The sequence below is a fragment of the Streptomyces pacificus genome (genome assembly GCF_011766325.1).
GTDB classification, from domain to species: domain Bacteria; phylum Actinomycetota; class Actinomycetes; order Streptomycetales; family Streptomycetaceae; genus Streptomyces; species Streptomyces pacificus.
In genome coordinates, this window is sequence record NZ_BLLG01000001.1 from 93,730 (window position 1) to 106,704 (window position 12,975).

General features: G+C 73.2%; 9 protein-coding genes and 1 pseudogene. 7 read left to right on the plus strand and 3 right to left on the minus strand.

Annotated features, from left to right (window positions below; all coding sequences use genetic code 11):
- Positions 1 to 7: 7 nt before the first annotated feature.
- From SCWH03_RS00380 to SCWH03_RS00395, 4 genes and pseudogenes are all read left to right on the plus strand, one after another.
- Positions 8 to 1,137 (plus strand): annotated as a pseudogene (locus tag SCWH03_RS00380) (methyltransferase domain-containing protein).
- A gap of 235 nt (positions 1,138 to 1,372) precedes the next feature.
- A complete protein-coding gene (locus SCWH03_RS00385) occupies positions 1,373 to 3,157 on the plus strand; it encodes a DEAD/DEAH box helicase (protein ID WP_173260425.1) in 1,785 nt (594 codons plus the stop codon).
- Positions 3,158 to 3,581: 424 nt separating this feature from the next.
- Positions 3,582 to 4,223 carry an IclR family transcriptional regulator gene (locus SCWH03_RS00390; protein ID WP_173260428.1) on the plus strand — a complete coding sequence of 214 codons (642 nt, stop codon included), beginning with the start codon at positions 3,582 to 3,584 and terminating at the stop codon, positions 4,221 to 4,223.
- Between the two features lie 46 nt (positions 4,224 to 4,269).
- Positions 4,270 to 5,067, plus strand: coding sequence for a S16 family serine protease (locus tag SCWH03_RS00395; RefSeq protein ID WP_173260430.1), 798 nt, complete (start codon positions 4,270 to 4,272; stop codon positions 5,065 to 5,067).
- A gap of 221 nt (positions 5,068 to 5,288) precedes the next feature.
- Here SCWH03_RS00395 and SCWH03_RS00400 read toward each other — a convergent pair whose 3' ends face one another.
- Complete coding sequence (locus tag SCWH03_RS00400) at positions 5,289 to 5,762, minus strand: Lrp/AsnC family transcriptional regulator (protein WP_173260431.1); 474 nt, start codon at positions 5,760 to 5,762, stop codon at positions 5,289 to 5,291.
- Between the two features lie 122 nt (positions 5,763 to 5,884).
- Between SCWH03_RS00400 and hppD the strand changes: the two genes are divergently transcribed.
- Complete coding sequence (hppD, locus tag SCWH03_RS00405; RefSeq protein WP_173260433.1) at positions 5,885 to 7,030, plus strand: 4-hydroxyphenylpyruvate dioxygenase; 1,146 nt, start codon at positions 5,885 to 5,887, stop codon at positions 7,028 to 7,030.
- Between the two features lie 188 nt (positions 7,031 to 7,218).
- Here hppD and SCWH03_RS00410 read toward each other — a convergent pair whose 3' ends face one another.
- Positions 7,219 to 8,898 carry a tetratricopeptide repeat protein gene (locus SCWH03_RS00410; protein ID WP_254076469.1) on the minus strand — a complete coding sequence of 560 codons (1,680 nt, stop codon included), beginning with the start codon at positions 8,896 to 8,898 and terminating at the stop codon, positions 7,219 to 7,221.
- Between the two features lie 108 nt (positions 8,899 to 9,006).
- Between SCWH03_RS00410 and SCWH03_RS00415 the strand changes: the two genes are divergently transcribed.
- Positions 9,007 to 10,374: an FAD-binding oxidoreductase gene (locus SCWH03_RS00415; protein ID WP_173260435.1), complete on the plus strand. Its 1,368-nt coding sequence runs from the start codon at positions 9,007 to 9,009 to the stop codon at positions 10,372 to 10,374.
- Between the two features lie 96 nt (positions 10,375 to 10,470).
- Here the strand turns inward: SCWH03_RS00415 and SCWH03_RS00420 are convergent, their stop codons facing one another.
- Positions 10,471 to 10,968 carry an SsgA family sporulation/cell division regulator gene (locus SCWH03_RS00420; RefSeq protein WP_173260437.1) on the minus strand — a complete coding sequence of 166 codons (498 nt, stop codon included), beginning with the start codon at positions 10,966 to 10,968 and terminating at the stop codon, positions 10,471 to 10,473.
- Between the two features lie 346 nt (positions 10,969 to 11,314).
- Between SCWH03_RS00420 and SCWH03_RS00425 the strand changes: the two genes are divergently transcribed.
- Positions 11,315 to 12,802: an RDD family protein gene (locus SCWH03_RS00425; protein WP_173260439.1), complete on the plus strand. Its 1,488-nt coding sequence runs from the start codon at positions 11,315 to 11,317 to the stop codon at positions 12,800 to 12,802.
- The last annotated feature ends 173 nt before the right edge of the window (positions 12,803 to 12,975 follow it).

Consider the following 12,975-nt stretch of genomic DNA (forward strand, 5'->3'; position numbering starts at 1 on the left):
GCTGTTCATGGACTGGGAGACACACGCGCGTCGTCTGGCGGCCGACACGGTCCGGCCCGAATCCCGCTGGTACGGGCCGCTCGCCACCGTCCCGCGTCACGTCTTCGTGCCGCGCTGGTGGGCGAACGACGGCGGCCGGTGGGCACTGCGGGACGGCCCCAGCGACCCCGAAGCCTGGGCGCGGGCGGCCTACAGCGACCGCACGCTCGTAACCGCGTCGGTCCGCTGCACGCCGACGAAGCCGAGTCCGGCGCCGAGATCACCACCGGGCACCCCACATCGTCGTCAACGCTGCCGGGGCTGGTCGTCACCATGTACCGGCACGCCGTGATCGATGACGAGTCGGACGTGTTGGTCACGACCGGAACCGGCTACGGCACCGCGCTTGCCTGCCGTCGCCTCGGCGACAAGCGCGTGACGAGCATCGACGTAGACGCCGCACTCGTGGAGAAGGCCAGTGACCGGCTCGCGTCCGTCGGCCTGACCCCGCAGACGGCCGTCTGCGACATCACCGGCCCCCTGCCCGGCCAGTACGACCGGATCGTGTCCACCGTGTCCGTGCCGGTTGTTCCCGCCTCGTGGCTGGCCGCGCTGAGACCGGGCGGGCGCCTGGTGACGACGCTCGCCCGCACGGGCCTGATCGTCACTGCGGACAAGAGCCCCGACGGCGGCGCCATCGGACGTACCGCGCCGGACGCGGCCGGATTCATGGCCACCCGCCTCGGCGACGACTACCCGCCCGGCCTCGACGCGGTGTACGAGCGGGCCAGGGCGGCGGAGGGCGAGGCGGTGACAACCGGCCGGTATCCGGTGCTGTACGTACCGGACGCGTGGGACGTGTGGTCCATGCTCGAACTCACCGTGCCGGGCATCGAGCACAGGTGCACGGACGACGGAGACCGGCGCACGGTATGGCTGCTGCACCCGGACGGCTCATGGGCGCGCGCTGAGGGCCAGTGGACCGACCCGCCCACGGTGCACCAGAGCGGCCCACGCCGCCTGTGGGATGAACTCGAACGCATCCGACACCGCCTCAACCGCGAGGGCGGCCTACCCGTCTACGGTGCACACGTCCGCATCGACCCGGACGGCACCACACACCTCAAGCGCGGCGCCTGGTCAGCCACCATCGGGTGACCAACCCCGCCGGGCCGGTAGAGCGGCCACGGCAACCCCATTGCCGCCCCGTCCGTCCGTCGCACTCCGTGAACACGGGCGGCGGGCCCGGGCCCGGGTGCCCCGGGCCGCCGCTGTGAGGCGGGTCTCACCCCGTCCCCGCACAGCCCGGTGCGGCCCCCCGGGCAGTGGCCGCACCGGTAGGGTGGCCCGGTTGTCGTACGTAACGCCGCAGCCCTGCCTCGAACCGGAGACCGTGTCTACTACCGCCTCCCACCACCTCTCACCCGCCTTTCCCGGCCGCGCCCCCTGGGGGACCGCGAACAAGCTGCGTGCCTGGCAGCAGGGCGCCATGGAGAAGTACGTCCAGGAACAGCCCCGTGACTTCCTCGCGGTGGCGACGCCCGGTGCCGGCAAGACGACGTTCGCGCTCACCCTGGCCTCCTGGCTGCTGCACCACCACGTCGTGCAGCAGATCACCGTGGTCGCGCCGACCGAGCACCTGAAGAAGCAGTGGGCCGCCGCTGCCGCCCGCATCGGCATCACACTGGACCCGGACTACAGCGCCGGCCCGCTCGGCAAGGAGTACGAGGGGGTCGCGGTCACCTACGCCGGTGTCGGCGTACGCCCGATGCTCCACCGCAACCGCAGCGAGCAGCGCAAGACCCTCGTGATCCTCGACGAGATCCACCACGCAGGCGACTCCAAGTCGTGGGGCGAGGCGTGCCTGGAGGCGTTCGAACCCGCCACCCGTCGACTCGCCCTCACCGGCACGCCCTTCCGCTCCGACACCAACCCCATCCCCTTCGTCGCCTACGAGGAGGGCCCCGACGGCATCCGCCGGTCCGCGGCCGACTACACCTACGGCTACGGCAACGCCCTCGCCGACGGCGTCGTCCGTCCCGTGATCTTCCTGTCCTACAGCGGCAACATGCGCTGGCGCACCAAGGCGGGCGACGAGGTCGCGGCCAGGCTCGGCGAGCCGATGACCAAGGACGCCGTCTCGCAGGCGTGGCGCACCGCGCTCGACCCGCGCGGCGACTGGATGCCGAACGTGCTCCGCGCCGCCGACCATCGGCTGGGCGAGGTCAGGAGGGCCATCCCGGACGCGGGCGGTCTCGTCATCGCCGCCGACCAGGACTCGGCGCGCGCCTACGCCAAGCTCATCCGGGAGATCACCGGCACGAAGGCGACCGTCGTGCTGTCCGACGACGCGGGCGCCTCGCAGCGCATCGACGAGTTCAGCGGGAACCAGGACCGCTGGATGGTCGCCGTCCGGATGGTGTCCGAGGGCGTCGACGTCCCCCGGCTCGCGGTCGGCGTGTACGCCACGACCATCTCCACCCCCCTGTTCTTCGCGCAGGCCGTCGGGCGCTTCGTCCGCTCCCGGCGGCGCGGCGAGACGGCGTCCGTCTTCCTGCCGACGATCCCGATGCTGCTGGGCTTCGCGAACGAGATGGAGGTCGAGCGGGACCACGCGCTCGACCGCCCGAGGAAGGAAGGGGAGGAGGACCCCTACGCCGAGTCCGAGAAGGAGATGGACGAGGCCGACAAGCAGCAGGACGAGGACACCGGCGAGCAGGACATGCTCCCCTTCGAGGCACTGGAGTCCGACGCCGTCTTCGACCGGGTGATGTACAACGGAGCCGAGTTCGGTATGCAGGCCCACCCGGGCAGCGAGGAGGAGCAGGACTACCTCGGCATCCCGGGCCTGCTCGAGCCCGACCAGGTGCAGTTGCTGCTGCAGAAGCGGCAGGCGCGGCAGATCGCGCACAGCCGCAGGAAGCCGGACGCGGAGGCGGACCTGCTGGAACTGCCCGCGGAGCGCCGCCCGGTGGTCTCGCACAAGGAGCTGCTGGAGCTGAGGAAGCAGCTGAACACGATGGTGGGCGCGTACGTCCACCAGAGCGGCAAACCGCACGGGGTGATCCACACCGAGCTGCGGAGGGTGTGCGGGGGGCCGCCGAGCGCGGAGGCGACGGCGGGCCAGATCCGGGAGCGCATCAAGAAGGTGCAGGAGTGGGCCACTCGTATGCGGTGAGCGTGCGCGGCGCCTGAGGAGCGCGCGCGGCGCGTCCGGGCTCCGTCGGCGGCGCCTGGAGGCGCGTACGCCGGTGCCCGGGCCCCGTCGCGCTCCCGTGTCTCCTGGCCGTGGCGAGGGTGGTGCGGTGTCCCTCTTCGGCGGAGTCCGAAGCGGCATGTGTCGTGTGACGTCGCTGGTCGTACTCGTTTTCCTGCCGACGGCGGACGGCCGGGGCATGCGGCGCCCGGATTCTGGACGAGGTCTTCCGCTGAGCGAACCGGCTTCGCTACTGTCCCCGCACATGAAACGCCCCGTGGCAGCGCCGCCGCGGAGCGCAGCCGGTGTGCCATGGCCTGCCGGCGGCCTCTCCGTGCGTCGCCGATGGGACCGGTGCCGCTGACCGGGAGAGCGCCGCCGCACTCACCTCGAAGGAGAGGGCGTCGTGACCGCGGAGACCTCCCAGACGCTCGACAGAGGACTGCGTGTCCTCAAACTGCTCGCCGACACCGACCACGGCTTGACCGTGACCGAGCTGTCCCACCGGCTCGGGGTCAACCGGACCGTCGTCTACCGACTGCTTGCCACGCTCGAGCAACACGCCCTGGTCCGGCGTGACGTGGGAGGCAGGGCCCGCGTGGGGCTGGGTGTGCTCCGGCTCGGCCGTCAGGTGCACCCGCTGGTCCGGGAGGCGGCGCTCCCGGCGCTGCGCTCCCTCGCCGAGGACATCGGCGCGACCGCCCATCTCACCCTGGTCGACGGGACGGAGGCGCTCGCGGTGGCGGTCGTCGAACCGACCTGGACGGACTACCACGTGGCGTACCGGGCCGGTTTCCGGCACCCGCTGGACCGCGGAGCCGCGGGGAAGGCGATCCTCGCCGCACGCCAGGGGAAGCTCGCCGAGCCCTCGTACACCCTCACCCACGGTGAACTGGAGGCGGGCGCCAGCGGGGCCGCCGCGGCGCTCGTCGGGGTGACCGGGATAGAGGGCAGTGTCGGCGTCGTCATGCTGGCGGACGCGGTCCCCGAGCGGGTGGGCCCCCGGGTGGTGGACGCGGCACGCGAGATCGCGGACGCACTGCGCTGAACCGGCGGACGGTGGGGCAGACGAGCCGGACCGATACATTGAGGGGGTGCTCTCCCGTCTCTCGCGTCTCTCCCGCCCCCGGGTTCTCGCCGTCTGCGCCCTGCCCGTCGCCTCGCTGCTCGCGGTCGCGGCGCTCGCGCCGCTGCCGTTCACCGTGGCCCAGCCCGGGCAGACCACGAACGTGCTGGGGACCGACACGGGCAAGCCGGTGATCACCATCTCCGGAGCACCCGTACGGCAGACCCAGGGGCAGTTGCGGATGACGACCATCGTGGCGACCGGTCCCTCGGCCGAGGTCGATCTCGGCGACGTGGCGGACGCCTGGGTGCGCAGGGACCGCGCCGTGCTGCCGCGCGACTCCGTCTACCCCTCCGGGCGGTCGGACGAGGAGATCGAGGAGCACAACACCGCCGAGATGCTGAAGTCCCAGAACAGCGCGGTGGACGCCGCCCTGGGCTACCTCGGGAAGGACCCCGCGAAGGTGAAGGTCACCCTGCACCTCGCCGATGTCGGCGGCCCGAGCGCCGGACTCCTCTTCTCCCTCGGCATCGTGGACAAGCTCGCGGGCGACGGAGCGGGCGGCGATCTCACCGGCGGCCGGAACATCGCGGGTACGGGCACCATCGGCGCCGACGGCAGGGTCGGCGCGGTCGGCGGGGTGGCGCTGAAGACCCAGGCGGCGGCGCGCGACGGCGCGACCGTGTTCCTCGTTCCCAGGGCCGAGTGCGCCGTGGCCGCGGAGCAGCTGCCCGAGGGCATGACGTTGATCCCGGTCACCGAGCTGTCGGACGCGGTGTCGTCGCTCAGGGCGCTGCAGAAGGGCGGCGACGTCCCGCGGTGCTGACCGGCGCGCCGGACGGTGCCGGCTCGCGGTGCCGGAGCGGTGGTGCCGGCCGGTGGCGCCGGGGCCGTGGTGCGGCCCGGCGCGTGGTGCGGCCCCGGTCCGCGGGGCGGTCCGAGCGCCGCGTCGGTGCGGCGCAGGACGCTGCGCCCCGCGCGTCACGGTGGACCGCATGCCCGATGTCTGCGCGGCCGTGGCACCGTGGCACCGTGGGGCGGACCGGGTCAGCGGGCGTCCTCCGCTGCCTGCTCCACCAGCGGGATGATCCGCAGCGGTACCGGGTTCTCCATCACGATCGCGGTGGACGCCCGCACGATGCCGTCGAACCCCACCACCCGGTCGATCACCCGCTGGAGGTCCGCGTTGGACCGCGCGACCAGCCGGCACAGCATGTCGCCGTGGCCGGTCGTCGTGTGCAGCTCAAGCACTTCGGGAACGGTGGCGAGGTGGGCCCGCACATCGGCCCCCTGCCCCTGCTTGATCTCCAGCGTCGCGAACGCGGTCACCGGGTAGCCCAGTGCGGACGGGTCTACCTCGGGCCCGAAACCCCGGATGACCCCGTGCGACCGGAGCCGGTCCAGCCGCGCCTGCACGGTGCCGCGCGCGACCCCCAAGCGGCGGGACGCCTCCAGCACCCCGATCCTCGGCTCCCGTGCGAGCAGCACGATGAGCCTGCCGTCCAGATGATCGATCGCCACATCAGCCCCCTGCGTAGTCAACCTGTACAGGTAGTCCGAGCAAATCGGACACAGACCCAGCATACTGTCCAGTGAATACGGTAACTATTGCGCAGCTTGTGGATCGGCGGGAGTCTGCGCTCATGACTGAGACCCTGGATCACACCCCTGACACCGGCAGGCAGACCGACCCCTTCCCGGTGAGGGGAATGGACGCGGTCGTCTTCGCCGTCGGCAACGCCAAGCAGGCCGCGTACTACTACTCCTCGGCCTTCGGGATGAAGCTGGTCGCCTACGCGGGGCCGGAGACCGGCAGCCGGGAGACCGCCTCCTACGTGCTGACCAACGGCTCCGCCCGGTTCGTGTTCACCTCCGTCATCAAGGCGTCCACCGACTGGGGCCGGTTCCTGGCCGAGCACGTCGCCGAGCACGGTGACGGTGTCATCGACCTGGCCATCGAGGTGCCGGACGCCCGTGCCGCCTACGCGTACGCCACCGAGCACGGCGCGCGCGGCATCCAGGAGCCGTACGAACTCGAGGACGAGCACGGCACGGTCGTCCTCGCCGCCATCGCCACGTACGGCACGACCCGCCACACCCTCGTGGAGCGGTCCGGCTACAGCGGCCCGTACCTGCCGGGCTTCGCGGCCGCCGACCCCCTCGTCGAGCCCCCCGCCAAGCGGACCTTCCAGGCCGTCGACCACTGCGTGGGCAACGTCGAACTCGGCAGGATGAACGAGTGGGTGGCCTTCTACAACCAGGTCATGGGCTTCACCAACATGAAGGAGTTCGTCGGCGACGACATCGCGACCGAGTACTCGGCGCTGATGTCCAAGGTCGTCGCGGACGGGACCCTGAAGGTGAAGTTCCCGATCAACGAGCCGGCGATCGCGAAGAAGAAGTCGCAGATCGACGAGTACCTCGAGTTCTACGGTGGGGCAGGTGTCCAGCACATCGCCCTGGCCACGAACGACATCGTCGCCACCGTGCGCGCGATGCGGGCGGCCGGGGTGAAGTTCCTGGACACGCCCGACTCGTACTACGACACGCTCGGCGAGTGGGTCGGCGACACCCGGGTGCCGATCGACACCCTGCGCGAGCTGAAGATCCTCGCGGACCGCGACGAGGACGGCTATCTGCTGCAGATCTTCACCAAGCCCGTGCAGGACCGGCCGACGGTCTTCTTCGAACTCATCGAAAGGCACGGTTCGATGGGCTTCGGCAAGGGCAACTTCAAGGCGCTCTTCGAGGCGATCGAGCGCGAGCAGGAGAAGCGCGGGAACCTGTAGAAAGCCGCGGGGCCTTGGGGCCGTGGGCCGCGCGGCCCCGCCGTCCGGGCCCCACCCACCAGCCGGCGACCGGTCGCTTGCCGGCCGCCGGCCGCCGGCCGCCGGCCGTTTCCCGTTTCCCGGCGCCCGGTGCCCGGCGCCCGGCGACGGCCCGTGCCCGGTGGCGGGATCCGTCTGGTCGTCCCCGGCTACCGGGCGTCGCCGGCTTCCCGGGGTTCCCGAGTCTCCCCGGCCTCCCGGGAGTCGCGTTCGCGGGGCCGGGGCGACCCGGAGTCGCCCGGCCCGGGCGGGGAGTCCTCGTCCCTGTCACGCGGGGCCCGCTCATCGGCGTCCGCGGTGCGTTCGCCGTCCTCCGCCGGGTCGCGATCCGCGGTGCGTTCGCCGTCCTCCGCCGGGTCGCGATCCGCGGTGCGTTCGCCGTCCTCCGCCGTCTCGCCGCCCTCCGGCGGCAGGTCCCCGCCCGTCGCCCACGGCTCGCCCTCGACATCGGCGGGACCGCCCGGAGGGGGGTCGCCCAGCACCGAGACCGCCCGCTGCGCCCGAGGCACCAGGAGCGGCGAGAAGTACGGGTTCAGGCGCAACGCCTCCCGCAGGTGCCGGCGGGCCGGGCCGTCCCGGCCGAGCGCGCGCTCGATCTCCCCCCGGTGGTAGAGGGACAGCGCGCTGCGGAGCCCGGGAGCCGTCGCCCGCTTCAGGTACTTCAGCCCTTCCTCCGTCCTCCCCGCCCGGTGCAGCGCCCACCCCAGAGCGTCCGAGACGTGCGCACTGCGGTGCCCCCGCTTCCACTCCAGGGCGAGGCGCCGCACCGCGGAGTCCGCCTGCCCGTGGTCCGCCTCGTACCGTGCCAGCGTCAGCTCCTCGCTCACCCCGTACTTCCGGGCCTTCGCGGCCAGCCTGCGCACCTTCTCGTAGTGCGCGCGGGCCTCGCCCGGCATCCCCAGCGACTCGTACAGCTCGCCCGCCCGCAGCGCGTACTCGGGCAGCGGCGCCCGCTCGATGGCCGCCTGGTAGTCCCGCAGCGCGTCGTCCGTGCGCCCGAGCGCCGCCGAGGCCCGGCCCCGCCCCGCCAGGGAGGGGTGATGGCCCGACTCCAGCCGCAGCGCCGTGTCGAAGTACGCGGCCGCCCGCCCCGGCTCGCCCCGCTCCCAGGCCAGCTCGCCGAGCCGGTACAGCGCCCGGGCCCGTTCCGTCCCGCCGCCCGACCGCGACACCGCCTCGTCGGCCAGCGCCTCCGCGTCCTCGTACCGGCCGTTGTCGCGGTGGACCTGGGAGCCCCGCAGCAGGGTCTGCACGGTGCGGGGCCGCAGCTCCTCCAGTGTGTGCAGGGCCTTCGCGGCCGCCGCGTAGGAGCCGAGTCCGCTGTACGCGTCGATCAGCGCCGGATACGCCGTCCACTGCTCCGGCGACCTCGCCCGGACGCTCTCGGCCCAGCGTCTGGCCGAGGCGAAGTCCCGCCGGGCGTTCGCCAGCGCCGCCATCGCCACCTGGGCGTCCGCGTTGCCCTTCTCGCCGGGCAGCGCCTCCAGCGAACGCCGCAGCGCCCTCTCCGCGCGCCCGAAGTCCGTGCGGTCGCCGAGCAGCGCCCCCTGCGCCAGATAGGCCGAGCCCAGCACCGCCCACGGCAGATGGCCGCCTGCCTTCCCCGCCGGCCGCTGCTCCTGGGCGGCGATCAGCGCCGACAGCTCCCCGGCCGACAGGGCGGCCCCGGGGCCCTCCGCCAGCACGGTCCGGGCCGCCGGCCCCGGAGCGGGCGGCGGCTGCCGGTCGTCCCGGCCCGTACCGGCGACCACGATGCCGGTGGCGACCGCCCCGGCGACCAGCGAGGCGATCACGGCGTTCCTGGTCAGTGGCGCGCATCGCTTCCTCATGGCGCTCACTGTGCGCCACCTCCGGTCGCGCACGAAGTGCCCACCCGGCGGAGCGACGCGGGTCGCCGGTGGGTTCACACCGATGGCCCCCGGTGCCAATCTGGGATCATGGACGCTCTCCTCTCCCGGCTCGGTGAGAACCTCCCGCCCGAAGCCCTGATCACCGACCCCGACGTCACGGCCTCGTACCGCAACGACATGGCGAGCTTCTGCGACGCCGGCACCCCGGCCGCCGTGGTCCTGCCGCGCACCGTCGAGCAGGTCCGGCACGTGATGCGGACCGCGACCGAACTGCGCGTCCCCGTCGTACCGCAGGGGGCTCGCACGGGACTGTCCGGTGGCGCCAACGCCTCCGACGGCTGCATCGTCCTCTCCCTCGTCAGGATGGACCGCATCCTGGAGATCAGCCCGGTCGACCGGATCGCCGTCGTGGAGCCCGGCGTCGTCAACGCCGTGCTGTCACGCGCCGTCGGCGAGTACGGGCTGTACTACCCGCCGGACCCGTCCAGCTGGGAGACGTGCACCATCGGCGGCAACATCGGCACCGCCTCGGGCGGACTGTGCTGTGTCAAGTACGGCGTCACCGCCGAGTACGTCCTCGGCCTCGAGGTCGTCCTCGCCGACGGAAGGCTCCTCAGCACCGGCCGCCGCACCGCCAAGGGCGTCGCGGGCTACGACCTCACCCGCCTGTTCGTCGGCTCGGAGGGGAGCCTGGGCGTCGTCGTCAAAGCCGTGCTCGCGCTGCGCCCGAAGCCGCCCCGGCAGCTCGTCCTCGCCGCCGAGTTCCCGTCGGCCGCCACCGCCTGCGACGCCGTCTGCGCGATCATGGAACGCGGCCACACCCCGTCGCTGCTGGAGATCATGGACCGCACGACCATCCGGGCCGTCAACGCGATGGCGCAGATGGGCCTTCCGGACACGACCGAGGCGCTGCTCCTCGCCGCATTCGACACCGCCGACCCCGGACCGGACCTCGCCGCCGCCGGCGAGCTGTGCGCGGCGGCCGGGGCCACCCAGGTCGTCCCCGCCGAGGACGAGGGCGAGTCCGAGCTGCTCCTGCAGGCCCGCCGGCTGTCGCTGACCGCCCTGGAGGCCGTCAAGACCGCGACGATGATCGACGACGTCTGCGTGCCGCGTTCCCGGCTCGCCGAGATGATCGACGGCACCGCGGACATCGCGGCGAAGTACGACCTCACCATCGGCGTCTGCGCCCACGCGGGGGACGGCAACACCCACCCGGTCGTCTGCTTCGACCACCGCGATCCCGGTGAATCGGCCCGTGCCCGCGAGTCGTTCGACGAGATCATGGCCCTTGGACTGGGACTCGGCGGCACGATCACCGGTGAACACGGGGTGGGCGTACTGAAGAAGGAGTGGCTCGCCCGCGAACTGGGACCCGTGGGAGTGGAGTTGCAGCAGGCCGTCAAGAACGCCTTCGACCCGCTCGGCATCCTCAACCCCGGCAAGCTGTTCTGAGAACCGCCCCGCGAGTCCCGGCGGGTGCCTGCCCCCCCCGGGCCGGCCAGGCGTCCCCGCCCCCCCAAGCCGCCGGGTGTCCGACGGCCGGCCCCGCTACGTCTCGCCGTCCTTCGGTTCCTCCGGGGCCTGGGTGCCGTCGCCGCCGAGGGCGGGGGAGTGGCCGCCGCACCCGTCGGCCGGGGCGGGCGCGAGCAGCTCCGCCAACTCCGCCTCGAAGCACGGGTTCTCCGCCTCCGTCCCGGGCGGAACGGCCCGCAGGGTCCGCTCGAGCCACGCCGACACCTGTGCGGACGGGGCTTCGAGGAGGGCGTCGCCGTCCGGTGAACTCAGGGCTATTCGGATGGCGTTGCGCCCGTCCTCCCTCGCCGGCCAGACCCTGACATCCCCCTCCCCGCACGCCCGGAAGACCCCCTCCACCAGCAGCGCGCGCGCGAACGTCCAGTGCACGGGACGCTCGGAGCCGATGTGGAAGGTGATGTGCACGGCGTACGCGTCGTCCCCCCGGTAGGTGAGCCTGGCCGGCACCGGGACACTGCGCTCGGGCGACAGGACCAGCTTGAGCTCCAGCTCGCGTTCCACCACGGTGTCCATGAGGCTGCGACTTCCTTTCCTGTCCTGGCACGAGGCCCCGGAGCGGGCCACACAGGGGAAGAGCGCCGTCCCCGCCGACTATTACGCGACTTCCGCCACCAACCTCTCAGCGAAGGGGCGTACGGTCGCCCGGTACGGCGGAGTGTTACCGGAAAGTGGGCCTTGCGCCGGGACGGGCCCGGTAAGGGGCGGTGGTCTGATAGATGTGGACCCTTGAATCCACTGAATCCACTGCATCCACCCCCTCGGCGAACCTGACAAGCCTCCCCGACCCTCGAGACCCCCGACCGGCCTTGACGACCCCCGACCAACCTCGATGTCTTCCAGGAGATACGGGACCACGGTGATGAGCGCCCCCACCCCGGCAACCGGCGACGGCAGCCCCACCCCTGGCTACTACCCCGATCCGTCCATCCCGGGCTACGTCCGGTACTGGAACGGTACGGCGTGGGTGCCGGGCACCAGCCGTCCGGCGCCCAAGGACGGCGAGACGATGCCGGCGTCGCCGCCCTCCGCGCACGCGGCCTCCGCGCCGCCCCCGGCGGCGCCCGCCCCCCATGCTCCGGCGGTCGAGGAGACCGGCCCCGTCTTTCTGGACGAGCACCCGGAGCCGTCCGCCGGCTGGCAGGCCGACGCCTCGCGGCAGAGCGGCTTCGGCGGCGACCGCGACCGCCGGGTCTCCTGGGGCGCACCGGGGGACCCCCGCCCCGGGGGCCCCCCGGGCTCCGGAGCTGATGCCTCGGCACCGGTCGCGGGCCAGGCCTGGGACCGGCCGGGCGCCACGGCACAGGGCCCGGACGCCGGTGGCGCGGCCGCGCCGGGAGGCGACGGCGGGGGACACCCCGGGGTCCGGTTCGACCGGCCGGACGGCCGCCCGGCCCTCGACGACGGGGACCCGGAGCCGTCGGGCACCGGGACGGACCCGACCGGCGGCGCGCTGCCCGGCGTGCGCAGTGTCGGCGGGCCCCCCGGGCGGCCCGAGCGGCCGGGGCCCGACGGAGCCGACGCGATCCGGTACCCGCAGCCGCAGCCCGGTACGTCGCCCGCCGAGGGCGCCATGACGACCCGTACGATGACGCCTTCCGCGCAGCCGGCGCCTGCACCGGCCGAGGACCCCGCCCAGGCGCCGCCGCAGCGGCAGGCTCGGCAGCCGTCGCCTCCCGCACAGCGGTCGCCGCGGTCTCGCCGGCCGGCGGAGCAGCAGCCCCCCGCTTCGCGGGAGTCGGGCGGCGGGTCCGCGTCCTGGGAGCAGCAGGTCCATCGGCCGGCGCGGCCGGCGGAGGAGCCGCCCGTCGTTCCCTGGAAGCCCCCGGTGAGCGATCCGTTCCTGCTGGCAGCCCAGGCCCAGGCCGCGGCCCGGCCCGCCGCGATCGGCAGGCGCTTCGCCGCCCGGCTGTTCGACACCGCCGTGCTGGGCGCACTGGTCGCCGCCGCGACGTATCCGTTCGTCTCCGCCGCGCTGACGCACATCGACGAGAAGATCGAGGCGGCGAAGCTGACCGGGGAGACGGTGACCGTCTGGCTGATCGACGGCACCACCGGCTTCCACCTCGGTCTCTCGCTCGTCACGATGCTGGTGCTCGGCACGCTCTACGAGGCGCTGCCGACGGCCAGGTGGGGGCACACGCCCGGCAAGAAACTGCTGGGGCTGCAGGTGCGGGACATCGAGTCGCACGAGCCGCCGTCGTTCGTGGCGGCCCTGCTGCGCTGGCTGGTGCACGGCCTCCTCGGGGTCCTGGTCGTCGGCGTCCTCAATGTGCTGTGGTGCCTGTTCGACCGCCCATGGCGGCAGTGCTGGCACGACAAGGCGGCGCACACGTTCGTGGCAGGTTGACGGCTCACGGCTCGTGGGTCCTGGCCGCCCTCTCCGCGGCCTCGGCTCCGTCGAGCCCGTCGAGCCCGTCGAGCCCGTCGAGCCCGCCGAACCCGTCGAGCCCGTCGAGCCCGCCGGTCACCTTGAGTTACTCGAGCCCCTCCTCGTCCCTCGAACGGCTCCCGAGGCGTTGC